Source organism: Chryseolinea sp. T2, from assembly GCF_037203685.1.
Taxonomy (GTDB): domain Bacteria; phylum Bacteroidota; class Bacteroidia; order Cytophagales; family Cyclobacteriaceae; genus Chryseolinea.
On sequence record NZ_JBBCAU010000004.1, the window covers coordinates 233,137 to 256,645 of the forward strand.

24 protein-coding genes are annotated in these 23,509 nt (G+C 46.7%); 7 read left to right on the forward strand and 17 right to left on the reverse strand.

The features are described from left to right. Positions 1-38: 38 nt before the first annotated feature. Together WBG78_RS15410 and WBG78_RS15415 are read right to left on the reverse strand one after the other, a co-directional pair. Positions 39-323, reverse strand: coding sequence for a putative quinol monooxygenase (locus WBG78_RS15410; RefSeq protein WP_337327341.1), 285 nt, complete (start codon positions 321-323; stop codon positions 39-41). A 19-nt stretch (positions 324-342) separates the two neighbouring features. Next, positions 343-1,116 carry an SAM hydrolase/SAM-dependent halogenase family protein gene (locus tag WBG78_RS15415; protein WP_337327342.1) on the reverse strand — a complete coding sequence of 258 codons (774 nt, stop codon included), beginning with the start codon at positions 1,114-1,116 and terminating at the stop codon, positions 343-345. 91 nt (positions 1,117-1,207) lie between these two features. Between WBG78_RS15415 and WBG78_RS15420 the strand changes: the two genes are divergently transcribed. From WBG78_RS15420 to WBG78_RS15440, 5 genes are read left to right on the forward strand one after another with little or no spacing between them, the layout of a single operon-like run. Beyond that, the gene (locus WBG78_RS15420) at positions 1,208-2,161 is read left to right on the forward strand and encodes a PhoH family protein (RefSeq protein WP_337327343.1); all 954 of its coding nucleotides are present in this window, start codon (positions 1,208-1,210) and stop codon (positions 2,159-2,161) included. A 20-nt stretch (positions 2,162-2,181) separates the two neighbouring features. After that, positions 2,182-4,251, forward strand: coding sequence for a ComEC/Rec2 family competence protein (locus WBG78_RS15425; RefSeq protein ID WP_337327344.1), 2,070 nt, complete (start codon positions 2,182-2,184; stop codon positions 4,249-4,251). Continuing rightward, positions 4,238-5,011 carry an enoyl-CoA hydratase/isomerase family protein gene (locus WBG78_RS15430; RefSeq protein WP_337327345.1) on the forward strand — a complete coding sequence of 258 codons (774 nt, stop codon included), beginning with the start codon at positions 4,238-4,240 and terminating at the stop codon, positions 5,009-5,011. The genes WBG78_RS15425 and WBG78_RS15430 overlap by 14 nt, the downstream gene beginning before the upstream one ends. Beyond that, the gene (locus tag WBG78_RS15435; RefSeq protein ID WP_337327346.1) at positions 5,012-6,928 is read left to right on the forward strand and encodes a RecQ family ATP-dependent DNA helicase; all 1,917 of its coding nucleotides are present in this window, start codon (positions 5,012-5,014) and stop codon (positions 6,926-6,928) included. A gap of 17 nt (positions 6,929-6,945) precedes the next feature. Then, positions 6,946-7,665, forward strand: coding sequence for a YdcF family protein (locus WBG78_RS15440; RefSeq protein ID WP_337327347.1), 720 nt, complete (start codon positions 6,946-6,948; stop codon positions 7,663-7,665). Between the two features lie 91 nt (positions 7,666-7,756). Here the strand turns inward: WBG78_RS15440 and recN are convergent, their stop codons facing one another. The 8 genes from recN to WBG78_RS15480 form a co-directional block, all read right to left on the reverse strand. After that, positions 7,757-9,412: a DNA repair protein RecN gene (gene recN, locus WBG78_RS15445; RefSeq protein WP_337327348.1), complete on the reverse strand. Its 1,656-nt coding sequence runs from the start codon at positions 9,410-9,412 to the stop codon at positions 7,757-7,759. Next, the gene (locus tag WBG78_RS15450) at positions 9,412-9,636 is read right to left on the reverse strand and encodes a hypothetical protein (RefSeq protein ID WP_337327349.1); all 225 of its coding nucleotides are present in this window, start codon (positions 9,634-9,636) and stop codon (positions 9,412-9,414) included. Before WBG78_RS15450 ends, recN begins: the two co-directional genes overlap by 1 nt. Before the next feature lie 113 nt (positions 9,637-9,749). Next, positions 9,750-10,646 (reverse strand): type IX secretion system protein PorD, encoded by an 897-nt coding sequence (porD, locus tag WBG78_RS15455; RefSeq protein ID WP_337327350.1) that lies wholly within the window; start codon positions 10,644-10,646, stop codon positions 9,750-9,752. A gap of 46 nt (positions 10,647-10,692) precedes the next feature. Next, the gene (gene coaBC, locus WBG78_RS15460; RefSeq protein ID WP_337327351.1) at positions 10,693-11,916 is read right to left on the reverse strand and encodes a bifunctional phosphopantothenoylcysteine decarboxylase/phosphopantothenate--cysteine ligase CoaBC; all 1,224 of its coding nucleotides are present in this window, start codon (positions 11,914-11,916) and stop codon (positions 10,693-10,695) included. Positions 11,917-11,929: 13 nt separating this feature from the next. Further along, positions 11,930-12,253 (reverse strand): DNA-directed RNA polymerase subunit omega, encoded by a 324-nt coding sequence (locus WBG78_RS15465; protein ID WP_337327352.1) that lies wholly within the window; start codon positions 12,251-12,253, stop codon positions 11,930-11,932. A gap of 4 nt (positions 12,254-12,257) precedes the next feature. After that, a complete protein-coding gene (locus tag WBG78_RS15470; RefSeq protein ID WP_337327353.1) occupies positions 12,258-13,073 on the reverse strand; it encodes an outer membrane protein assembly factor BamD in 816 nt (271 codons plus the stop codon). Positions 13,074-13,150: 77 nt separating this feature from the next. Beyond that, positions 13,151-13,855 carry a T9SS type A sorting domain-containing protein gene (locus WBG78_RS15475; RefSeq protein ID WP_337327354.1) on the reverse strand — a complete coding sequence of 235 codons (705 nt, stop codon included), beginning with the start codon at positions 13,853-13,855 and terminating at the stop codon, positions 13,151-13,153. A 127-nt stretch (positions 13,856-13,982) separates the two neighbouring features. After that, positions 13,983-15,566, reverse strand: a complete 1,584-nt coding sequence (locus tag WBG78_RS15480) for an OstA-like protein (protein WP_337327355.1) — start codon at positions 15,564-15,566, stop codon at positions 13,983-13,985. 80 nt (positions 15,567-15,646) lie between these two features. Between WBG78_RS15480 and tilS the strand changes: the two genes are divergently transcribed. Then, positions 15,647-16,981, forward strand: coding sequence for a tRNA lysidine(34) synthetase TilS (tilS, locus tag WBG78_RS15485; protein WP_337327356.1), 1,335 nt, complete (start codon positions 15,647-15,649; stop codon positions 16,979-16,981). Between the two features lie 134 nt (positions 16,982-17,115). Then, positions 17,116-18,045: a malate dehydrogenase gene (gene mdh / locus WBG78_RS15490; protein ID WP_337327357.1), complete on the forward strand. Its 930-nt coding sequence runs from the start codon at positions 17,116-17,118 to the stop codon at positions 18,043-18,045. Between the two features lie 138 nt (positions 18,046-18,183). On the opposite strand, the gene WBG78_RS15495 is transcribed toward mdh, so the two are convergent. The 7 genes from WBG78_RS15495 to WBG78_RS15525 all read right to left on the reverse strand — a co-directional run bounded on the left by WBG78_RS15495 (position 18,184) and on the right by WBG78_RS15525 (position 23,398). Further along, positions 18,184-18,972, reverse strand: a complete 789-nt coding sequence (locus WBG78_RS15495) for a class I SAM-dependent methyltransferase (protein ID WP_337327358.1) — start codon at positions 18,970-18,972, stop codon at positions 18,184-18,186. 67 nt (positions 18,973-19,039) lie between these two features. Continuing rightward, on the reverse strand, positions 19,040-19,894 hold the full coding sequence (locus tag WBG78_RS15500) for a sulfurtransferase (protein ID WP_337327359.1): 855 nt from the start codon (positions 19,892-19,894) through the stop codon (positions 19,040-19,042). Positions 19,895-20,032: 138 nt separating this feature from the next. Next, positions 20,033-20,452, reverse strand: a complete 420-nt coding sequence (locus tag WBG78_RS15505; protein ID WP_337327360.1) for a DoxX family protein — start codon at positions 20,450-20,452, stop codon at positions 20,033-20,035. Positions 20,453-20,583: 131 nt separating this feature from the next. Continuing rightward, a complete protein-coding gene (locus WBG78_RS15510) occupies positions 20,584-21,003 on the reverse strand; it encodes a DUF1801 domain-containing protein (RefSeq protein WP_337327361.1) in 420 nt (139 codons plus the stop codon). Positions 21,004-21,059: 56 nt separating this feature from the next. Next, a complete protein-coding gene (locus tag WBG78_RS15515; RefSeq protein ID WP_337327362.1) occupies positions 21,060-21,791 on the reverse strand; it encodes a DUF2490 domain-containing protein in 732 nt (243 codons plus the stop codon). Between the two features lie 138 nt (positions 21,792-21,929). Next, entirely contained in the window at positions 21,930-22,715 is a 786-nt protein-coding gene (locus WBG78_RS15520; RefSeq protein ID WP_337327363.1) for a porin family protein, read from the reverse strand. Between the two features lie 146 nt (positions 22,716-22,861). Next, positions 22,862-23,398, reverse strand: a complete 537-nt coding sequence (locus WBG78_RS15525; protein ID WP_337327364.1) for a hypothetical protein — start codon at positions 23,396-23,398, stop codon at positions 22,862-22,864. Positions 23,399-23,509 lie beyond the last annotated feature (111 nt).

A 23,509-nucleotide genomic window follows, 5' to 3' on the forward strand; every position in this document is an offset into this window, starting at 1 on the left:
TGAGGGAGAAAACGGACCAAACCATGCGGGTTCATGTACTAAAGCGGCGTCATAGAATGGGCTCGTGGCTTTTGATCGAACATAGGTTTGACCCGACCCCAGACGGTTCGAAAGAGAGAGGAAGTCCGATAGTTTTCAAGATCTTCAAGCTTTTCCCAATGACTGATGGTTGAAAAGTGGCAGTCATCGTCAATGTCATGTAAAAGTTCGAGCCTCACGCAACCCTGCATGCTGCGGATCGAGCTTTCACTCTCTCTGAAAATCTCAAGGAACTTTTCGACCTGATCTTTCGTAAAGTGCATATGTACAATCCTTACCAGCATATCGCCATGATTGTTCCTGCTATTCGTCAAATGTGATGTTCACTGCGCTGTCATAGGCCAGGCCCAGCAATTCACAGGCGTTACCTTTGAATATTCCAATCTCAAGGAGGTTGAGACTATTGAAGACCAGAAAACATTCTCCCTGCTCTGCCTGTTGATAGCTGGTGTGAATGCGTCTGAATTTTTCGCCACCAAATTGCACTGTGTAGTTCTTACCTTTGCTCAGTAGCTCGAAAGTGTCGCGCTGAATGTTGGTGATAAGATTCCCCATTCCGTCGACTCGGATCACTGTACCAACGATCTGTTTACGAGTGGCCTTTACCTGGCGATCTATCAGCTTTTTGATGTTGTCGACGGGCGTTCCCAGTTCGATAAGCGGCATTCCACCAGCAATTCTGGCGGCCGCTGCTGCAAAGACGTCGCGTTCGGGGAACGTACTGGAAGTATTTGCTGACAGACTAAGCTTGACAACCTGCTGTACCTGTTGATCACTGATCAGACTGAAAATGCCATTATCACAGCCGACAAAGAAGTGGTCCTCGAGTTGCAGCGCGATGAATTGGTCATCACGGCCGCCTGTAGCATTTACTCCGACCAGATGAACAGTGCCGGTTGGAAATTCGCGAAATACACTGCGGAGAACATACGCCCCATGGGCTATGTCAAGTGCACGGATGTTATGGCTGATGTCCTCGATACGAATAGCTGGATTGATCCGGATAATTCGGGCTTTCACAGCAGCTACATAATGGTCACTTTCGCCGGAGTCTGTTAGAAGAGTAACAATGGCCATGGTTGATGCTGCCGGGGATATTCGCTAATTTTACCAATGGCAAATTAAAGAAATTTTTAGAGGGATTTTATTCACACAAATTAGTATCGCTTTGATCGAAAAAGTAGTTACACTGGACAACATATCCTTAATTGACTTTCTGGGCGTTGAAAACAAGACAATTGATACGCTCTCAGCCGCATTTCCAAAGACCCGAATTGTTTCGCGAGGTAATCAGATCCTTTTGAAGGGTTCAACCGAAGAAATCCTTCAGGTCGACGATATTTTGAATTCTCTTAAGGATCACTATCACAAGTATGGTCGCGTCACCGAGGAAAATGTGCAGGCCATAATCGACCAGGAACATGAACTTCAGCTTCCTGAGGGACAGCAACTGAATGCTGACGATGTGATTGTTTACGGCACGAAAGGAACACCTGTAAAGGCAAAATCCGTAAATCAGCAGAAGCTTGTACAACAGGTTCGCGACAACGATCTGGTCTTTGCACTCGGCCCCGCGGGTACAGGTAAGACGTATATATCCGTGGCATTGGCCGTAAGAGCACTGAAGAACAAACAAGTGCGAAAAATTATCATAACCCGACCTGCTGTTGAAGCAGGGGAGAACCTCGGATTTCTTCCTGGCGACCTCAAGGAAAAAATTGATCCTTATCTGCGGCCGATCTACGATTCGCTTAATGATATGATTCCCTATGAAAAGCTGGGCTATTACATGGAGCGCGAAATAATCGAAATTGCACCGCTGGCATACATGCGCGGACGTACGTTAAACAATGCGTTCATCCTTCTCGATGAAGCACAAAACACGACGCCCATGCAAATGAAAATGTTCCTGACAAGAATGGGCCCGGAATCCAAGATGATCGTTACCGGCGACCTTACTCAGATTGACCTTCCGTCTCGCCAGAGTTCCGGCTTGCGTGAGGCTGCGCGAATATTGAAAGATGTGAAGGGTATTGGCTTTGTTGAGCTCAACGAAAAAGATGTTGTCAGACACCGGCTCGTTCGCGACATCGTGGAAGCGTACGGCAAAGAGGGGTCGTAATAAATGCGGTACCTTCCATCATGTATAGATGGATACCCTACGCATTTGTCCGCATTTCAATTCTGTACGGCAGTGGCGTTGTGATCGGTATTTCATTTGCCGATCGCATCGACACACGTATTAACATTATCATTACCTCCGGATTCACGATAGCCTTCCTTCTTTGTGTGTTCATTAATTGCGGGAGAACACTAACGGCAGGATTATTCGCGGCGACCTCACTATTTTCAGCGGGGTGCCTCAATGTTTTGCTCTCAGACGAATCACGAGAGCGGTATCATCTCACCAATGTTAATGGGAATGTAACTGCGTTTCAAGCCATCATTGATGCGGCAGCGCAGGAACGACCAAAGACCTGGAAGTATGAGATCGCAGTACAGCAAGTGTTGATCGGTGAGAACTGGACGGTGGCGAGTTCGCGCGCGATCTTATACGTCCGAAAAGATTCGCTCATAAGACCATATCGTTATGGCGACGTAGTTCTTGTGAGCGCGCCCCTCATCCGTATTCCGCCGCCACAGAATCCGGGAGAATTTGATCTGCAGGCGTATCAGAAAAACCGACAAGTGTATTTTCAATCCACCGTTGCCCCCTCTAAGATACAACGATTGTCATTTCACCCGCCAAACCAAATGATCGGAATGGCCATCACGGCACGGCTATGGGCAGAAGGAGTTATCGAAAAGTTTGTGCAGGGCGATCGCGAATCGGCAATCGCTTCGGCTTTCGTATTGGGAGTCACAGATGGCCTTGATAATGACCTGATCAGTGCCTATGCCGCGACAGGAGCGATGCATGTCCTGTCTGTTTCAGGGTTGCATGTAGGCATTGTATATTGGCTGTTACTCCTCTTGTTCAAACCATTCTCCAGTCAACATGTACGTTGGCAGCTGCTCGTTTTGAGCCTTATCGTACTGTGGTCATACGCATTTATAACAGGCATCTCAGCGTCGGTCTTGCGTGCAGTAGTCATGTTCTCTTTCGCATCCATTGCGCGTGCCTCGAATTACCGGATCATAATATATAATATACTGGCAGCCACAGTTTTTATACTGCTCGTCATAGACCCATTTATGATTATGTCTGTCGGGTTTCAGTTATCATTCATTGCCGTTGTTGGAATCGTCGCGATACAACCAGGTCTTTACCAGCTATGGGAACCCCATCGATGGTTATGGGATGAAGTATGGAAGGTAGTTACCGTTTCCGTAGCGGCGCAGGTGGCAACATTACCCCTCTGTCTGTTATACTTTCACCAGTTTCCGAACTACTTTCTTCTCTCAAATCTTTTCATAGTTCCCGGATCATTTGCTGTATTGCTGTTGGGAATCGGATTGTTGCTGGTGAGTCCATTGGATTCGGTCGCAAAACTGACCGGCCGCATTCTTGAATTGCTTATTGATTTCCTTAATCAACTAATTTTCCTTGTGGAGAAGTTGCCGGGCAGTGTAATAGAAAATATCTTCATTACATCTTTGCAGTGTCTTGTCCTGTCTGCCGTTGTGATTACAATCGTAGTCTGGATTGGACGCCGGTCAGGATCTTTGCTTGTTGTCGTATTATCACTAATCGCTACTTTTGGCATGACTTCGTGGGTATACACAGTCAATTTAAATACTCCGACGGTGACCGTATATTCAACAAGAGGAACAACGGCTGTCGATCTGATCTCAGAATACGTAACTTACTATATCGGTTCGCCTGATTTGAAGTACGACAGACGCCAGGTCGTTCCAAACAGGGTCTCTCATAGAGCGGCTGATAACGTAATGAATTTGACTGGCCAAACTGTATTCCCGGGATGCGATCTTTTTGTTTGGCATGGCTATAATATTGTCCGTGTTTACGGCGAGATTCCGGAGCTGGAAGGTCCGTTGCAGGCAGACCTGGTGATCTTTAGTGAGAACGCAGTAAGGGATCTGCGACGCGCCTCGGATTTGATAGTAGCGAAACGATATGTTGTGGATGGAAGTAATGATTTGAAAGTAGGCCAACAGTTAATTGAACAGGCTGCCGGCCTTCACTTTCTGCTTCATAGCGTCCTGCATCAGGGCGCCATGCAACTTAACTTTGAATATGGAACTCATTAGCACATACCAAAAAGGTAGCAAAGCTGTTATTGTTCTCAACCAACCGGAAAAGAGAAATGCGCTTTCTCCTCTAATGATCAGGGAATTGAAAACAGCATTTGACGACTTTAGCAATGACCCGAATGTTAGGGCGATTGTGCTGCGTGCGGAAGGAACTTCTTTCTGCTCCGGAGCTGATCTTGCATCCTTGCGCGACATGCAGCAGTATGGCTATGCTGAAAATGTTGCGGACTCGGCAGCGTTAAAGGATTTGTATTATAGCATGTACACCAGTCCTAAACCAATCATTGCCGAAGTACAGGGACATGCATTAGCTGGAGGATGTGGCCTTGTAACGGTATGCGACTTTGTCCTTGCTGTTCCCCAGGCAAAGTTCGGCTATACTGAAGTACGGATCGGCTTCGTGCCTGCCATAGTCATGGGCTTCCTCATTAGAAGAATAGGCGGCGGGCATGCACGAAACATGTTGTTGAGTGGCGGCTTGATCAGTGCGGAAAAGGCCTGCGAATGGGGACTAATAACACGTGTAGTATCGCCGGATGAACTATCTGCAGAGGTAGAAAAATTTGTTGATCAGTTAGTGACAGGTAATTCCGGGGAGGCAATGGCCATGACCAAACAGATGCTTGCTGATATTCAGTCAATGGGTCTCGTTGAGGCGCTTAGCCATGGCGTTGAAACAAATGTGAGGGCAAGAGTAACAGCCGACTGCCGTCGGGGTGTCGAGGCTTTTTTACGAAAAGAAAAACTTGACTGGTAAGTGGAGACACCCCATAGCATTCTCAGGAAATACTGGAAGCATGATCGTTTCCGTCCGCTGCAGGAGGACATAATACAGGCAGTTCTTACTGGTAAAGATGTGCTTGCCTTACTCCCAACGGGTGGTGGAAAGTCAGTGTGTTTTCAGGTGCCCGCGCTGTTGCTTGATGGAATATGTGTAGTGGTCACACCACTCATTGCCCTGATGAAGGATCAGGTGGAGCAATTAAAAAACCGGGGCATTGAAGCGGTGGCTGTATACTCAGCAATGCCGCGATCACAAATAGACATCCTTTTGGACAACTGTGTTTATGGGCAGGTGAAATTTCTGTACGTCTCGCCGGAACGTTTGCATAATGATTTGTTCATGGCTCGATTCCAGAGAATGAAAGTCGCCCTCCTCGCTGTTGACGAAGCCCATTGTATATCCCAGTGGGGATATGATTTCCGTCCACAGTATCTTCAGATCGCCGCTATCCGCGAATTCCATCCTGAAGTTCCTGTAATAGCGCTTACCGCTACCGCTACACGCCAGGTAGCATTCGACATCATGGATAAACTTGCCTTTCGTGCTGGAGGCGTTAAGTTTCAAAAGTCATTTGCCAGGGACAACCTGGCATTCGTCGTTCGGAAAAGTGAGAATAAGGAGAAGAAATTGCTGGAGGTTCTGCGAAAGGTGAAAGGCAGCGCTATAATCTATGTTCGCTCGAGAAAGGCAACGCAGGATATTGGTTCGTGGCTCTCCCAGAGAGGAATTACCGCATCCCACTATCACGCCGGCCTGTCATTTGAAGAACGTACTTCGAGGCAAGACTCATGGATAAAAAACCAGGTAAGGGTAATGGTAGCAACCAACGCCTTCGGCATGGGTATCGACAAACCTGATGTCAGGATAGTTATTCACCTCCATCTGCCTGAGAACATGGAGGCTTATTATCAGGAAGCGGGCAGGGGAGGCAGAGACGAAAAGCGGGCCTACGCGGTTGTTATATTTCACGACGCCGACATTCAGAATCTGGAGGTCAAGGCTGAACAATCCCAACCTACAGGCTCTTATCTGGCACGTGTATACCAGGCGTTGTGTAATTACTTCCAGTTGGCAATTGGCAGCGGCGATGGTGAAAGCTTCGACTTTGAGCTTCAGGATTTCAGCGAACGCTTTCATCTGCATCCCGCAGAAGTCTTTCATGCCTTAAAGAGACTTGAATCCGAAGGGCTGATCCAATTTTCTGAGAGCTTCTACAGCCCATCGGCAGTTCATATGGTGGCGGACAGAACGAAACTCTACGAGTTCCAGATTGCAAATGCCAAATTCGACCCGATAGTCAAGTTATTGCTGCGCCTCTATGGGGGGGAGCTGCTTTCCGGTTTTTCGAAGATCTCCGAGAGCCAGATAGCGCGGGCGTTGAAGGTTGGTCAGAATGAGGTTGTGGATATCCTCAAGCACCTGCATGAGCTTCGGTTGATCATTTATCTGCCGGTGAAAGACAAGCCACAAGTAACCTTCACGCTACCAAGGCAGGACGCCGAACGTCTACCCATCGATAACAAGCGTCTGGAGGAACGACGCGTACTGATATTGTCCAAAATGAAAGCGATGTCCGGGTTCGTCACAAAAGATCGCTGCCGGATGCAATTGATTCAGGAGTATTTTGACGAAGAAACAGACAGAACTTGTGGAATATGTGACGTTTGCGTGAAAAATAAGAAGGATGCGGACGATGATGCCTTCGCTAATATGCGGGCAGAGGTATTGAGAGTTCTGCAAGGGCGGCTTCTCACGATTGAACAAATTGAAACTCATATCTCACCGTCAGATCGTGAGCTCTTCGTTGATGTAATCCGGGACATGGTAGACGAAGGAATTCTGGAATACGATTCAGCCTGGAAACTAGGGATAGCCAAACAAAAGCGGTAATTTGTTATTTTAGGGATATGACACGTGGGTTGAAAAAGTTCTTTAAGATTTTCCTGTACTTCCATGTTTTCCTTGCCTTGGCGATGCTGCTGACACATTGCAGCTTTTCTCATTATGCGAAGAAGTCTTATGAACGTGCAAAAAAGGAAAAACCTTTTGATGTAATAATTGTACCCGGTGTTCCCTACGAAAAGGAAAACACCACATCTATCATGACGATGCGCATTCTTTGGGCGAAGCAACTTTATGATAGCGGATTTACTAAGAACATCATATTCTCAGGTTCGGCAGTGTATAGTCCATACGTGGAAGGGATTACCATGAAGATCATTGCGGACTCGCTGGGCATTCCCCCGGAGCACACATTCTCTGAAACCAAGGCCGAGCACAGCACGGAAAATGTGTACTACAGCTGGAAGATGGCCAAACAAATGGGCTTTGAGAAAATTGCTCTTTCGACCGATCCCTTCCAGGCCGGCTTGCTTCGAAGCTTTATGAAGAAGTACACGCCTGGGGTAAAAGCTATTCCGATAGTGTTCGATAGGATTGACCTTGATGGAAAAAAACTGCCAGTAATAGACTACTCCTCTGCATACGTTTCGGATTTTGTCAGTATCACAAAGCGTGAAGGTTTCTGGGAGCGACTCAGAGGAACAATGGGACGGCGAGTAAAAAAGGAAGTGAAAGCTGAGCGTAAAGCACAGAAGAAACTTTCAAGGAAGAAAGAAGTTGCCTGATGGCCGTTAAAAGTCAGCTGAAACCTTAACGAGGCTTTGTTCGGATGAACACTAACGAAGTTATTGGTTAGATAGGAGATTGACGAAGCTATTATTTCGCGTTCAATAACTCCTGTGCATTTTCCAAAGCTACGCGCGACGGTTTTTCTCCTCCTATCATTTTGGCGATCTCAGAAACGCGCTCCTGCTCTGATAACGGGCGGATTGAACTGGTCGTTTTTGCCGCAGAATGATCCTTGAAGACAAAGTAATGAGCATCTGCTTTTGCTGCAATTTGTGGAAGGTGGCTGATAGAAATGATTTGATGACGCTTCGAAATCACTTTCATCATGTTACCCAGCTTAATGGCAACTTCACCTGAAATGCCGCTGTCTATCTCGTCAAGAACCAAAGTAGGCATGGCACTTTTCTCTGCCATTACATATTTGATACTGAACATAAGTCTTGAGAATTCTCCGCCCGAGGCAACTTGTGACAATGGTCTTGGCGCTATGCCTTTATTGGCGCTGAACAGGATATCTATCCGATCAGTACCATTTGCCGACAACGGTATCTTTTGTGCGTCTACCTGCAGCGTTGCGTTTGGCATTCCCAGATTGCCCAGGAGCGAGGAGATTTGTTTTCCCAGCGGCGCCAGCACTTTCTTTCGCGCTGCACTGAGTTTGGAACTGGTTTCAGTAACTGTTGTCAGGGCCTGTTCCGCATCTTTTTCTGCAGCGGCCAACGCTTCGTCCAAATTTGAAGTGAGCTCGTTCTTGCGACCAAGCTCAGCCTGGATCACCAACAATGCTTTGAGATCACCCGCCTTATGTTTCTTGAGCAACCGATAGAGCTGATTCAAACGTTCTCTAACGACCTCGGCACGTTCGGGATCGAACTCAACTCTTTCACCTTCCCGTTCAACCTCACCCATCAAATCGTCAAGTTCAATGATCACGCTTTCCAGCCGATCCTGAAGCTGCTGAAAAGCCGGTACGATTGAGGCCACTTGCTGAAGATGTCCACGAGCCTCTGACAGTCCGTTACGGGCCGCATATTCAGATTCAGTTACGAGGTCAAGTACCTGCTTGAAGCGTCCTTTAATGTCGCTCGCATGATCCATAATCCGAACCTCCGACTCAAGCGTATCCTGCTCGGTCTCTTCAAATCCCATCTTTTCCAACTCCTCAAGTTGAAAACCGATATAGTCTGCTTCCTGCCGAAGAGTATCTGCTTCGGCGGTCAGCTCTTCAAATCGTTTGCGCGCCTTTTGATATTCAGTCCATTCAGTTGCATACGTTTCGAGCAAAGTGTGATTCCCGGCAAACGCATCGACAAGGCGTAATTGAAATGCTTGTTGCCCCAGCAGAAGTGTCTCGTGCTGGGAATGAATATCCATCAACATGCCACCAATGCGCTTCATAACATCAACGGTAACAGGTGTGTCATTAATGAAGGCGCGCGACTTCCCACCAGGACTAAGTTCCCGCCGGATCACCGTCTGATCATCATAGTCGAGATCTTCTTCTTTAAAAACGCGTCTGAGCTTGTATTCTCCAATATCAAACGTGCCTTCAATAATGCATTTCTGATCTTCGTCGAGCAGTACTTTGCTGTCGGCGCGATTACCCATGAGCAGCCCCATGGCGCCCAGTAAAATTGATTTTCCCGCTCCGGTTTCTCCGGTTATTACGTTCAGACTTGCCGAAGGCTCAAGCGAGAGTTGACGGATCAACGCGTAGTTCTTAATGGTAAGTTGCTTCAGCATCAGGCCAGCGAATCAATGTATATCTCAGTAATTTTCGATAGAGGATAACTCTGTTTCCTCATTGCCATGTTTTGCAACACGATTTCATGATCGTTAGACGCTTTCAATATTCCAAGCATAGCCGTTCCGTCGTGAAGTACAATATTGATTTTTTTGCCCACAAGCTGCCCTACTTGCTGCCTGATTTGCTGAACATCCGATATCCTGAGTTGTCGTGTTGCCATGTTAGATGCAATCAATCCAGCGCAAAGTCGTAAAAGAGAGGGGCGTGTGCAATGCCTGAGGGACAGATCAGGAAAACTGTGTCAGTAACTGACACTAAAAACACCAGGCAGGGTCAGTTCTTGATCATTTTCTCGTACGCCGTCCTGTTGGAAGGATCGATGGCAGTGATGATATCGTATGCCTCCCGACGCACCTGTACGTTTCCGGTCGAGAAGAGGTTGGCCAGCTCTTTACTCTTGGCATCGAAGAAACTGACCACGAGTATTGAAGTTGGATTTACATCGCGGACTTTTTTTACTTCGCGAAGGCCTTTCACGATGACTTCACGACTCTTGTCAGGGTCTTTTTCAAATGTGTCGAGACCCAAACGATGATAGGAATAGAATGATTTTCGCATTTCGGTCATCTGCCCATTATTATAATTCTCCACAATCCAGTAGCGGCTCCGGTTACTGTTCATGGGCTCCCAGCCAGCACGGTTTGATTGCTGCGCATTGTTCACTACGGCAAGTGCTTTTTGGAAATAGGGGGTACCTCCAAGTTCAGCAAAGGAATCAGAATCCACACCGATCATGAGGTAGGCGTAAACCGCCAGCATCGAGGTGAGGTTCGTCGTAAAGGTGTTGTCGTTGTACTCCATTGGCAACGACTCGATGTACTCAAACTCAAAATCCCGGTCGGCAAAATTGAATGTGAGGCTCGAGTAATTTGTATTGAACACCGGACGTGCTGACTGTATCTGGAGTGATGCCGAGAAGTTTCCGACTGAAGGCATCTTGGTGATTGTCATCAAAAGGTTGCATTTGATCTTCTCATGGCTCTTGTAAGCATCGCCCGACCACTTACGGGAATTCATGAACTGTTCGATCGCTGATTTCATGTCACGGAAAATACCACGGTCAGAGGTAGTGATCTGGGTCGAGTTAATGGTGCAGGTGCAGTTCAATTCCTGCCCAAGAAGCGGCGTTCCGACACAGACTATCAATAGCAGTGCAAAAAGTTTACGCATCGTTACAAGGTGTTCTAACTAAAAAAATAATGATCGGGTCTGACCTTTATAAACTCGTGACCGACCGTTTCGTCTGTAAGATTTCCACAATGGCATTTACAATGTCATTGGCCACCTCGCGCTTGCCTTTAAGCTCAAAAGTGGTTGCCTTTTCATTCCGATCAATGATCGTCACCTTGTTGGTGTCAAGTCCGAACCCAGCTCCTTTGTCCTGCAGTGAGTTCAGTACGATCAAATCAAAATTCTTGGCCTTCAGTTTTTTCAATGCATTCGAAACTTCATCATTGGTTTCTAGAGCAAATCCTACAAGGACCTGATCAACGCGTTTCCCTTTTCCAAGCTCCGCTGCAATGTCCCGCGTCTTAGTCAGTTCAAGGTTAATATTGGAGTCCTTCTTCTTAATCTTTTCACTCGCTGCCGTCACGGGGAGGTAGTCTGCAACTGCTGCTGCTAGTACTGCGATGTGAACAGTTTCAAAGCTTTTCCTGCACGCCTCGTACATTTGCTCCGCGGAGATTACAGGCGTAACGCTGATGAGTGGATGGTTAGTATGTTGTTGGGTTGGGCCACAGACTAAATGTACCTCGGCCCCAAAGTTCGCAAGTGCTTCAGCGATTGCGAATCCCATTTTGCCACTGGAGTGATTGCTGATAAATCGAACAGGATCAATGGCCTCGAGTGTAGGTCCTGCAGTCACCAGGGCCTTCACACCACGTAGTGGCTGCACGCTGGTGAAAAACATCTGTACTTTTTGAAGAATGTCCTCAGGCTCCGCCATTCGTCCCTGACCAGACAAACCACTGGCAAGTTCTCCGATGCCCGGATCAATGATGTGATTACCGTATGAAAGTAACTTCTCGAGGTTCTCCCTGACCGAAAGATGCTGAAACATATCCAGGTCCATAGCAGGGGCCACGAACACAGGACATCTGGCCGATAGATAAGTCGCCAACAATAAATTGTCAGCCTGGGCGTGAGCCATTTTCGCGATCGTGTTGGCTGTTGCAGGTGCGATCACCATTACATCAGCCCACAAACCCAGATCTACGTGGCTGTTCCATTCGCCCGTATCGCCTTTTGAAAAGGCCGTCAATACCGGATTCTTTGATAATGTAGAAAGGGTAAGCGGAGTAATGAACTCGTGCGCCGATGGTGTCATGATAACTTTCACGACGGCACCCTCTTTCACCAGCAGACGCGTTAGCACGGCCGTTTTATAAGCAGCGATGCCGCCACAAACGCCCAGCAGAATACGCTTACCCTTCAACATGAGATGGCTAAGATCAGAGATCCTGCTTCGAATTCAATTCATTTCTCATCCGGAAGTTCAACTTTCCTTCCAGGAATTCTTCTGTTGCCGTGGTTGTAGGCTTCGGCATACGTTCATAAAACTTTGAGATCTCAATCTGTTCGCGGTTCTCGAACACTTCCTCAAGGTTGTCCACGGTGGTAGCAAATTCAGCAAGCTTGTTGTTAAGCTCTTCTTTAATGTTTACCGCGATTTGACGAGCACGCTTGGAAATAACCACTACTGATTCATAGATGTTTCCAGTTTGCGCTGCAATCTTTTCTACATCGCGAGTAATGACTGATGATTGAACTGCCATTTGTTTAAGTATTACGGATTTTCGACTTGTTTACTTTTTCCAAACTTGATGCATAAAGTTTCTCTGCATCATTGAGGTAGGTACTATTGGGATACTTGTCCACAAAAGTTTTATAGTGTTCAACTACCTCCTTATAACGATCAAGCTGTTTGCTATAAATGCTTTGCTCTGCCAGTCTGTACTCTGATACGATCACCAGATAATACGACCGTTCGAGATATTTTGAGTCAGGGAAATTATCAATGAAGTTACGCAACGCAACAATCGCTGCCTTGTAGCTGCGCATCTTATAATACTGATATGCATTGTCAAATCCTTTCTTCTCAAGCTTCTGCTGAGTGTCAAGTATGACCTCTACAGCCTGGTCCTTAAATGAGCTGGCGGGATACCGGTTCAGGAATGACTGCATGGCAGACATTGCATCGACACTGCTCGACTGGTCAAGATTGGAATTAGGCGATGATCTGTAAAGCGAGTATGCGTACATGTAACGAGCTTCTTCTGCCAGTGCGCTGCGACCATAAGTCTCGTAAAACGTTTTGAACTGCTCCGAAGCCAGAAGATAAAGCTTGTCGTAATACTGGCAGTATGCCAGGTTAAACTGAACCTTTTCACCCTCGGGTAATCCACGCACGATGGGAATGATTTGTTCGAAAAGCACCGATGCTTTGTAGTAGTCCTTCTTGCTATTGTAGTATTTCAGTGCCGCATCGTATTTCACACGCCAGTCCTGGCTCTTCTCAATTTTCCGGAAGTTACTACATGATACACCGGTCAATAGCACGGTAACAAGTACAAGGATCGTTGAATGGCGTCGCATAAGCCCGCAAATATAGTACAATAATGGGATGAAGTGAAAAACAGGAAGGTTTCCCGCTAGGGCGCTAAATCCGCGATTTATTTTCGTACGATCAGCTTGCGGGTCATCACGCTCTCATCGTCCACGTACAGGGTGTAAAAATAGATTCCAGCGGCCAGGTCGTCAGTTTTTACGCGAACAAGGTTTTCGAAGCTGGGAAGCGAGTATTCTCCAACCACATTGCCCAGCAAATTGTGGACGACGAGCTTTGCCTTAATGCGTTCGTTGAGGATTTTATAGTCTACAACGGCCTGATCTACAACTGGATTGGGGTAGACATCGTGAAGGGTCACAAAGCGGGATGAGTATATATTTTCTTTTTCCGGTCGCTCCTCTACGTTGAAATTCAGGTCGAATTCTACAGGCTGGCCAGGGTTGATGCGGTTGTAAATCTGGTACTTAACTACACTTTCTCCAGATACAAGCCCGGCGTCCAGCACAATCTGAAAGGTGTTCAGACTTTGGCCGGCATCCAGCTTCACAATGTAGTCTTCTACCCGTTGATCGAGGCAGTTGCCATCAATACACAGATAGTTCTTTTGTGTGGATCCGATTTGACTGGAAATCTTGCGAATAACGACCGTAATGGCCTTGTCAGAGGTGTTCTTGATCCTGACGGGAGCCTTGATGGTTTCTCCGATTGTGCCGTTGTAGTTGTCCTGGAGGCCTGTTATTTCGAATCCCTGTGGGAATGCCACAGTATTCAAAACAACCACCATCACCACTAACAACACAATCTTCATGGCTCCGAACGAATTTCACAAAAGTTAAACTTTTTGCGGTTTTGTCATAATAGAACCATGACATTTTCGTTACCAACAGGTTAACTTTTTAGAGCAAACGATTGCGGCGATTGTAAATGGCTGTCTCCTAGGGACGAGATCCGACAACGTCGCTCCTTTCAGGCTTCTTGTCTTCCTTCCAGGTGAACCCTCTAAGAGTCATTTCCTCCTTTTTTAGCTCGTGGGGTGGGATAAAGCGTGCATCGGGCTGCCTGTAGAAACTTAGGGTCTTCACTTGTCCATCAGAAAACCTGATGGTAATGTCGCTGCAGATAATCCTGTTCATACCCATGGCACCCCCCTCTTTTTCGCTCAGCAGGAAGTATATACTTTCTCCGTTACCATTGACGTAAACCCGGTTTATCTTCTGGTTCTTAAACTCCGCCGTCATATGCCGGCCTTTGATCTGATTAAAGTTCAGCAAAGTATCTCTTGAAATCACAAAGGCGTTAGCATTCAGATAAACCTTATCAATGGTCTGGTTGCGCAGGATCATTTGTATTGAATCAGCCGACATTTGATTACCCTGAGTCCAAAGAACGGGCTGCTTATAAAAATACAAAGCTGAATCCAGCGTACGGTACTCTAGCGAGTCGGCAATTCCCTGCATGTCGCTTTTGTATATACGAACATTGTTGTAAGCCAGCAACCGCTTCTTGGATTCGTCTTCATTCTCGATTGATACCAATGTATCGGCCGCGATGAAAAGCGTATCATTGTTGTCGGTGATCTTTGCCGCATAGGCGCGATTATAAACCTTTGAGTAACCCTTCGCCCGGTAATAGTCGGCAGCCTGCCCGAATATGAGAAGGTTATCTTTCTTAGAAGTCATTACAACATCGCCTCGCAGTTTATAAATCTTGCGCATATCATCAAGCTGATAGTCTTTGCTTACCACCTTGTATTCTGAAGTCTCTCCTGTGCCTTGCTCTGCAACAGAGTGGCGTGCGCGCGTGTCGTACTCACCGGATTGATATACGAACGTGCTGCTGTCTTTCCGATGCACCACGTTTGTCGGGGTACGGAAGTATATGACTTTGCTTTTCGAATTGTATTGCAGACTGTCAGCCTTCATGATGTAGTCGGGATGGGTAACAACAACATCCTTCTTGAACGATGCCATGTTGTTATTTACATTATAATATCCCTTACTGCTGGTCAGCACATTTATACTGTCGACTAACTTTCCTCCGTTATAGTAAAAGGCCAGATTATCGGGACGACTGAAGTCGAGAAACTCTGTGTATAGCGTAGACGTTGCAAGTTTCGTGAACACGACGTTCTTCCGCAGCTTTGCATGCTTGGTATTTCCATCATATTCCAACCGGTTACCGGTGATCGTAACGGAGTCTCCCTCCGTTATACGAATGTGACCAAATGCTTCAATAGAGTTTTTCTGCTTGTAGAAATAGGCAGAATCGCAGTATATCGTCGTTGTGTTCTGATTAAAAATAACATTACCGATAACCCTGTCGAACTTGTTTCCGGCAGCATCCTTCCCGCTGCGCAGCTGATCGCCGTGTTTGAGCTTGAGGCGTTTCTGGGCCGAAACCTCTGTCGCCGAAGTCACCACCAGAACCACACACACTAATATGCTGAGGATCAAGCCGGAACAAAGTCCGGAAAAATAACAGCTCGTGGAGTGCGTTATGGAGGATGGTCCGTTTTTCATCGCGTCTGCAAGCTACAACCATTGGGCCAAAAAATGCAGTCCTGTCCATCCATTGGGAGTCGAAATCGTACATTTGCAGAATGCTTGACCAGTTTTTGCAGTTCGTTAGCCGGAATCAGTTGTGCTCTCAGAGCGATTCAACTTTGCTCACCGTTAGCGGTGGTATCGACTCTATTGTCATGCTGTACCTTTTCCGTGAGGCTGGTTTCAATATCTCCGTTGCCCACGCAAATTTTCAACTGCGGGGAGATGAGTCAGACGGCGATCAGCAATTTGTCACGGAAGTCTGCAAGGCGTTTAATATACCCTTCTTTACCCGTCGCTTTAACACTGAAGAGTATGCGTGGGAAAATTCTTTATCCATTCAATTAGCGGCGCGTGAAATGAGATATGCCTGGTTTAAAGAACTGGCCGACGCAAAGAAATTTGATCACATAGCTACTGCACATCACTTCGATGATACTATGGAAACCATACTTCTTAATCTTATAAGAGGAAGTGGCGTAGATGGTTTTTCAGGAGTGCCCATAAAGAATGGTCGCATTATCAGACCATTGATGTTTGCTTCCCGAAAACAGGTTGAGAAGTATGCCGATGTGCATGGAATTGTCTGGCGCGAAGATGAGAGTAATCATTCGGATAACTATCAGAGAAATTATATTCGACATCATGTGATGCCTCATCTGCGTGAAATGAATCCCTCACTTGAATCAACCTGGAGAAATGGATATGACAAGGTGAATCAGGAGATCAGCATCATTCTCCGCGCATCCGAAAAATGGAAGACTGAATACGTCAGGGAGTTTCAGGGCAGAACCTTAGTGAGCAAGACGGCACTTGATGAATATCCCGGCAATCCGGCGATGCTTTGGAGATTCATCAGAAACTTTGGTTTTAACTTCGACCAGGCTTGTGACATACTGCGCGCCGTACATGGTCAGCCTGGGAAGCGTTTCACTTCACCGACTCACCTTCTTGTATTGGATCGTACAGATATCATCATCATAGAAAAAAAGAATGAGTGGAATGAGGTAATAGTTAATGGTGCAACCGGAGCATACTATATGGGACCCTGGTCACTTGCATTTCATAGTGTTTCTGAAACCGAGCCTTCCGACAGTCATTTAAACAATTCACAAGACACGGCAATTCTCGATGCATCAAATGTATCTCTGCCGTTGACCTGGAGAAAATGGAAGGCGGGTGACTTCTTTTTTCCATTGGGTCTGGGACACCGGAAAAAGCTGAGTGACTTTCTGGTTGACGAGAAACTCTCGGTTGCCGACAAGGAACTGGTAACTGTAGTGGAGTCAAACGGCAATATTGTCTGGGTTTCCGGTCTGAGAATAGACGATCGATTCAAGATAACTACGGCCACCACGAAACGTATCAGGTTAGAGATCAGTCGTTTATAGAAATGTTTTCCTGGTCCCGGACCATTTTGGTGCGTTCGTCTTTTGCGAAAAATAATTTTCAAATCGGTATCGAATTAATAACTTGCCGCGCCTCAAAAGGAGGTCTTTATCCAATCATTTAAACCCAATTAAAAATGAAAGTGACCGTAGTTGGCGCTGGTAACGTAGGTGCCACTTGCGCTGATGTACTGGCCTACCGTGAAGTAGCCAATGAGATAGTACTGGTAGACATCAAAGAAGGTCTCGCTGAAGGCAAAGCCCTTGATGTTTGGCAAAAAGCGCCCATCGACCTTTACGATAGCAGAACAGTTGGCGTTACGAACGACTACGCTAAGACAGCAGGTTCCAGCGTCGTGGTGATCACTTCAGGTCTTCCCAGAAAGCCTGGCATGAGTCGTGATGACTTAATCGGAACAAACGCCGGTATCGTAAAGTCTGTTACAGAGAATATTGTAAAGTATTCACCTGAGGCGATTATCATCGTCGTTTCTAATCCGCTCGATGTGATGACCTATCAGGCGCATATTACAAGTAAGTTTCCTAGAACTCGCTTGATGGGTATGGCAGGTATTTTGGATACAGCCCGCTATCGTGCATTCCTCGCAGAAGCACTGAATATTTCTCCTAAAGATATTCAGGCCATGCTGCTCGGTGGTCACGGTGATACAATGGTGCCACTCCCTCGTTACACTACTGTCGCGGGCATCCCTGTTACAGAGTTGATCGACAAAGATAAATTGACTGCTATCCTTGAGCGAACCAAAGTTGGTGGTGGTGAACTCGTGAAGCTGATGGGCACATCTGCCTGGTACGCTCCTGGTTCTGCCGCAGCACAAATGGTTGAAGCGATCGTTAAAGATCAACGTCGTGTGTTCCCGGTTTGTATGAAGCTTGAAGGCGAGTACGGAATTAAGAACTGCTACCTTGGTATCCCTGTAGTTCTTGGTAAGAACGGTATCGAAAAGGTTATCGAACTCGATTTGAATGCCGGTGAAAAAGCTCTGCTCGAATCAAGCCGTGCAGCTGTGCGAGAAGTAATGGATGTGCTTGAGAAATTAGGTTAATCAAATTGTTAAAAGAGTTGCAGACGGAATTGTTCGTCGGCAAACTTTAAAATAATAGTGTCACCGACACTCAAAAAAGTAAAAGGCCACCCAGGTGGCCTTTTCTTTTTGTATGAAACTGTGCTGCCAAACCTTCGCTTACGAAGGCGGGGCATATTCGCCTTTGAATCCTCCGTAAAGAATCTCACCCTTAACAAGACCGTATTTCTTTTGATCGGCTTCACTCAGGTGATCAACGTAATCACTTTCGATCGGAGTGAACCCCCCTCGTTTTAAGCGCAACGGATAATCGTGGCCATACTTACGGACGTGATCAGCCTGTCCAAAGATGCGTTCCCTGTCGCGAGGGCTCGTAATGGCAGGGTCTTCATATGTGGTATCGTCGATCGGTCGGAAGAACGGTACCTGGAGGATGGCAAATGCTTCACGTTTAAGAACCCGTGTCATTTCCCGCATGGCGGCGATGTCATCCTGAACATGCTCCAGTACGTGGTTGCATAATACCACATCAAATGTGTTACTCTCGAAAGGTAAGTGATGAATGTCTGCTTTGATTTTGGCCAAAGGCGATTCAATGTCAGCGGTGATGTACTGGTCACCATGAATCTCCTCCAGCCGTTTCATGAAGCACGCCTCCGGCGCAATATGCAGCACTCTTTGTTTTCTGGTGAGCGCATCGCTGTTGTCTTTCAGGTAAAGCCATATCAACCGATGTCGCTCAAGCGACAGGCAGCTGGGACACAGTGCATTCTGCCGGGGATTGATGCGTCCATAAGGCAGAAATTTCTTGAATTCCCGTTCACAGATTGGGCACTGGACTCCTTTGCCACTGTACAAAATGGCCAGTATTTTCATTCCCACGCCACTTACCCTCTGCAGGTACTTCCGCGGTACATAACGTATCAAAAAGGCAATGATATTCTTCATGGCCCGCAAATCTAATAAAATGACCTCTCAGGCCACCGATCACAGGCCATAGTAAAACCTGACAAAATTACTTTTGATCGGGTTCCATAGGATTGTCATTACGGGACCACTCGCTCCAGGAGCCCACATACAACTTTGGAATTTCCATACCAGCCTGGTCGAGTGCCAGGAGCGTATGGCATGCCGTTACTCCGGACCCGCAGTGGACGATCACATGGCTGGCACTTATCTCACCAAATGCCTGTTGATATTTTGCACGCAACTCCTCAGGCGACAGGAACTTGCCATCAGCATTCAGGTTTGAAGCAAACGGAATATTCACGGCTCCGGGAATATGTCCTGCAATAAGATCGATTGGTTCCTTAATGCCATTATAACGATCCGGATCGCGAACATCAACGACAACAGATCCGGAATCTTGCCTGGCCTCGTCTACATCAGACATGCCAGCAAGCGGCAGCCGGAATTCACTGGCAGGGTAGGGGGCTACTTTTTGGGGAACTGTCGATTCCTTCGAAACAGGAAACCCGGCTGCTACTGCCGACTGATACCCGCCATCGAGGACCTGGACACGCTTATGCCCGACTGCTTTCAACATCCACCAGAGCCGCGCAGCAGCGTTTGCTCCGTTCTTGTCGTCGTAGGCAACGACCCGGCTATCAGGCGTAATTCCAAGCGAGGTCAGCGATGCAGCAAACTTCTTTGCTGACGGCAATGGATGGCGACCACCTTTGGAAGCATCGGGGCCGATCTCGGCAAGTTGCCTGTTCATGTCAACAAAGACTGCACCTTCCAGGTGATGATCGTCGTAGGTTGTGCGGGCATCTGGTGCCCCGTTTGCATCGACCAATACGACATCACTTTTGCTCAGGAGCGACATCAGCTCGGAAGCATCGATTAAGGGAGAAATGCGTTCAGCCATAGCGTTGTTGTTTACTCTCAAGGTTATTGTTTTCTCTCAGGAAAGGTACAAAGTTAACAGTTGAGAGCTTTGGGCCCGGCGAATTAATTGAGTCAGTCTGCTGAAACAAGCATTCACGAGTACCTAGAACCATCTGCGCTAGGCTTCCCGCACGATCGGGAATAGTCGTCTCAGCGCAGGTAGCCGCAGCCACAGACCTCCCCACATCAGAATTCCAATGTATACTGGAAATAACTGATGACTGAACAACGGATTGTCCACACGCACATGAATGGCAATTGCGCCTCCCATTTGAGCTGTTATCAGAACTGCTCCAAGCACCGCCGTCCGGGGGATTGCGTACAGAATAACTGCGACTAATCCAATCACTCCGAGGAGGCCAATATGATGCGGCTTGAAGCCTAATTCATTAACCGTTGTTTCTACAACCTGTGGTGGCATGGCGAACTTGATTACAGAGTCGAACAGCAGAAACATGATCACGAATCCACTCATCACCCAGCCAGTGATGCGTTGTGATTTACTGGGAATAGTTTCAGTAAGCGAAAGGGTAGTCATAATGTTGAAGTTTATTTCTTTGATGTATTTGCCTCAGCCGCGTTCATTGCTGCTGATGATACAAATCTCAGCAATCATAGCGATTTGTCTGCTTGTCGGATGCGACAAACCAAAGGGTACATTGCGACAAATCAATTGCCCGCATCGAGGGCATCAACCCACGCTTTGACAACACGGGTTAAAGCAGCCTTGCGTTTGATCACTTCCGCTTCCGACCGGAAACTGGCAATGGCTCTGTCATTTCCTCTCCAATTGAGCATGCCGGAATTATCTTCTATCAGAGGCGCTGGAGGCTGTTCAAGCACTGCTGCCCCTCGGTGAAATATGAGTTGTATCTGAGTTGGCGGATGGATTTTCATCGTTATGCGATCTTCACCTTCGTGAAAAAAATTGGGCCCGTTCCATTTGATATTCTCCTCAAGGTCCGGAGATGCGCTCGTGATAATTCCTCTCAGGTCATCAATTACTTTTCTTAAAGGATGATTCAACTCGTCCAGAAATCCCTTTACATCTGTTGGCGAACTTTTTTTACCGATAGCCTTTTTGGTCATATAGTTTTCTCAAAACAGTTGTTGTCGTTGCCTTCTTCTGTTCTCCGGAATGACAATCAATTGCCAGTTCCTTCGATATGCTTCTTTTGAACCCTCAGGAATTGCCGATAACGAACTCGAATAATGTTGTCAACGCTTGTGAAAGCCTCATTGATTCCATTTCGCGATTCCTGTAACATATAGATCAACTCGAAGCGACTGCCCGCGTTGAGTCTATACCCAACGCCCGTTCTGATTCGGAACCTGTTGGCAAATCGCTCTTTCACATCGTTAGTGGTATAAAGCAATTCTACGTCAACAATTCCATACCACAACCTGTCTTCATAATAGCTCTTACGGTTAATGGGAATGATTGATTCAAGTCTTACACGTGGCCGGTAAGACGTCTCCCATTCCTTGGTATCTAAATTTTTCAGGTTCCGCTGTTCAACTCTGAGATATGTCCTGAGCAATACTCGTTGATTGGGAGTAATATGAATGCGCGTGCCAATTGCGGGACGAAGTTCAAACGTATTGTAGTCTTCGGTTTGCGCAGTAAATGTCATGGTAGCTGCGGCCGTAAGTGTCAACCAGTTTAATACTGAGTAATCAAGTGTTGGGCTATACTCGAACGATCGCCATTTGGGCGTGGTAAACGCGGTGCTGTAGGATATTGTGTTTTCAAGATTAAAGGAATTGGCAAACGCATAGTTGAGCATATACTCTGCCCACAATTGCCCGTTGCGCGATTGCGACATTGCTGACGGGCAAATCACCACGAACCAAATGAGCAGTAATCTACACTTCATGTACGACGATGGATTCAAAGCTGAAAGTGATTAGTCAGTTGTGTACGGACCGATCATCATAAACCTACGAATTGTATGTCAATTGTAAACGAATCGCAGATGGTGACCTTCAGTTAACGGTTAATGGAAGGTAAAACATCATTCCTTTTGACTGGCCTTTCTGGCCTTCTTGCTGATGCCAATTGGTATTCCGACATAGGCATAGAACGAACGATTGAAAACATCTGGTCCGCTGTCATCAATTTCAATATCAGTAAAACCAAAGTAGTATCTGACGCCGAGATTTAAACCATGTCCTTTCATTAGTCGGTAGCAAACCCCGCCAATCAAACCGAAGTCCAGAGGATGATATTGTTTCTTAATTTTCACCGTGTGAATAAGATCGTCGTCATCTGCAACAGAGTTGATAAACTCATCCACACCCTTGTTCATGAGACTTATCATGGGGCCTGCTTCGACAGAGAACCTGCGCGTAAACTTGTACTTCATCATGACGGGCACATTGAAATAACCAAGCTTGCGTGTAACTGAGCCGTTAGTGAATACCGCGTCGAGTTCTGGATCGCCTAGAGGATATACCGGCAGTTTGCGCGCACCAAACGAAGACTTCACCATTACACCGGTGTGCACCATCCAAGAGGTGTCGCGCAGCTTGATGTCAAAGTAAAATCCCAGGTTAAAGGCTGTTCGCGGTTTGCTGATAGGAAGTCCCTCCAGATTGGACATACTTATTCCGCCGTCCAGGCCGAACTCTATTTTGTTGGAATTGAGTTTGTCGCCAAAGACCAGGCTGATGAGTACCTGGGCATTCGAGGTCTGAGAAGTGAGGATTGACATGAGAACGACAATGACAGACCACTTTGGAAATGACAAACCTTGCGCTGGTCGTATTGAAATCTCTTTTACCTCTTTTTGACGATCCATGAGTCAGGGTGACGCGACTCGTCAATATACAAGATGCAATCGATATGCAATAAAAGTGGCTTCAAATTCATAGCAGGATGGTCGTTCCTGGTATTTGGTTGCCTAATCATGGCGTCAGAGCCGACGCCATGATTACAAGCATAATGTTACTTTGACACTTTCTGCATTTTCCCATTCGAATCGTAAGTTACCTTCCGGCCGTCTTTCAAAGACAGTACATAGTATTCAGTTTTTTTTCCGTGATCAATAACTTTAACATGCTTGTCTTTGGCCAGAGCGACATCCTTGTATTCTCCGCTTGCCCAGGCAGTGCGAACCGCAGGCGGCAAGGCAACGTCTTTCTGTTCTTCCCTGGACATAATCAACTTGCCCGTTGCATCGTAAAGGGCTTCAAAGTTTGAGTTCTTCCCCTTCATGTCAACTTTGTAATAGTCTATTTTTTGGCCAGGCTTCATGTCCACGGATTCGGACACACGCCAGTCACGGTTCACCGTCGTTTCGCCCACATTATAATATTTGAATGGAGATGCATCTGGGAAATCCTTCTCTGCTTTCGCTACAACCGGTCCGGGTACCGCATCCTTGTTAACAAGTTTGGCGTCCATTTCTTTAACTTTTTCATCCTGGGCATAGCTGCTAAGAGCGATGCACAGTGCCGCGCATGTTGTTAAGAGAGTTTTCATTGTATTAGGGTTAATGTTTTGTTGTTTGTTGAAATCCTTAAAATTTTGCGATGAGAAGTTCAACGCCTGACTCCTGACCGATATCAAAAATCGCGCTGCCTCAGCACATAT

What these genes read in the sequence shown, in the direction of transcription:
- WBG78_RS15410 (WP_337327341.1), bottom strand. Translation starts at nt 323, where the DNA reads ATGCTGGTAAGGATTGTACATATGCACTTTACGAAAGATCAGGTCGAA.
- WBG78_RS15415 (WP_337327342.1), bottom strand. Translation starts at nt 1,116, where the DNA reads ATGGCCATTGTTACTCTTCTAACAGACTCCGGCGAAAGTGACCATTAT.
- WBG78_RS15425 (WP_337327344.1), top strand. Translation starts at nt 2,182, where the DNA reads ATGTATAGATGGATACCCTACGCATTTGTCCGCATTTCAATTCTGTAC.
- WBG78_RS15430 (WP_337327345.1), top strand. Translation starts at nt 4,238, where the DNA reads ATGGAACTCATTAGCACATACCAAAAAGGTAGCAAAGCTGTTATTGTT.
- WBG78_RS15440 (WP_337327347.1), top strand. Translation starts at nt 6,946, where the DNA reads ATGACACGTGGGTTGAAAAAGTTCTTTAAGATTTTCCTGTACTTCCAT.
- recN (WP_337327348.1), bottom strand. Translation starts at nt 9,412, where the DNA reads ATGCTGAAGCAACTTACCATTAAGAACTACGCGTTGATCCGTCAACTC.
- WBG78_RS15450 (WP_337327349.1), bottom strand. Translation starts at nt 9,636, where the DNA reads ATGGCAACACGACAACTCAGGATATCGGATGTTCAGCAAATCAGGCAG.
- porD (WP_337327350.1), bottom strand. Translation starts at nt 10,646, where the DNA reads ATGCGTAAACTTTTTGCACTGCTATTGATAGTCTGTGTCGGAACGCCG.
- coaBC (WP_337327351.1), bottom strand. Translation starts at nt 11,916, where the DNA reads ATGTTGAAGGGTAAGCGTATTCTGCTGGGCGTTTGTGGCGGCATCGCT.
- WBG78_RS15465 (WP_337327352.1), bottom strand. Translation starts at nt 12,253, where the DNA reads ATGGCAGTTCAATCATCAGTCATTACTCGCGATGTAGAAAAGATTGCA.
- WBG78_RS15470 (WP_337327353.1), bottom strand. Translation starts at nt 13,073, where the DNA reads ATGCGACGCCATTCAACGATCCTTGTACTTGTTACCGTGCTATTGACC.
- WBG78_RS15475 (WP_337327354.1), bottom strand. Translation starts at nt 13,855, where the DNA reads ATGAAGATTGTGTTGTTAGTGGTGATGGTGGTTGTTTTGAATACTGTG.
- WBG78_RS15480 (WP_337327355.1), bottom strand. Translation starts at nt 15,566, where the DNA reads ATGAAAAACGGACCATCCTCCATAACGCACTCCACGAGCTGTTATTTT.
- tilS (WP_337327356.1), top strand. Translation starts at nt 15,647, where the DNA reads ATGCTTGACCAGTTTTTGCAGTTCGTTAGCCGGAATCAGTTGTGCTCT.
- mdh (WP_337327357.1), top strand. Translation starts at nt 17,116, where the DNA reads ATGAAAGTGACCGTAGTTGGCGCTGGTAACGTAGGTGCCACTTGCGCT.
- WBG78_RS15495 (WP_337327358.1), bottom strand. Translation starts at nt 18,972, where the DNA reads ATGAAGAATATCATTGCCTTTTTGATACGTTATGTACCGCGGAAGTAC.
- WBG78_RS15500 (WP_337327359.1), bottom strand. Translation starts at nt 19,894, where the DNA reads ATGGCTGAACGCATTTCTCCCTTAATCGATGCTTCCGAGCTGATGTCG.
- WBG78_RS15505 (WP_337327360.1), bottom strand. Translation starts at nt 20,452, where the DNA reads ATGACTACCCTTTCGCTTACTGAAACTATTCCCAGTAAATCACAACGC.
- WBG78_RS15510 (WP_337327361.1), bottom strand. Translation starts at nt 21,003, where the DNA reads ATGACCAAAAAGGCTATCGGTAAAAAAAGTTCGCCAACAGATGTAAAG.
- WBG78_RS15515 (WP_337327362.1), bottom strand. Translation starts at nt 21,791, where the DNA reads ATGAAGTGTAGATTACTGCTCATTTGGTTCGTGGTGATTTGCCCGTCA.
- WBG78_RS15520 (WP_337327363.1), bottom strand. Translation starts at nt 22,715, where the DNA reads ATGGATCGTCAAAAAGAGGTAAAAGAGATTTCAATACGACCAGCGCAA.
- WBG78_RS15525 (WP_337327364.1), bottom strand. Translation starts at nt 23,398, where the DNA reads ATGAAAACTCTCTTAACAACATGCGCGGCACTGTGCATCGCTCTTAGC.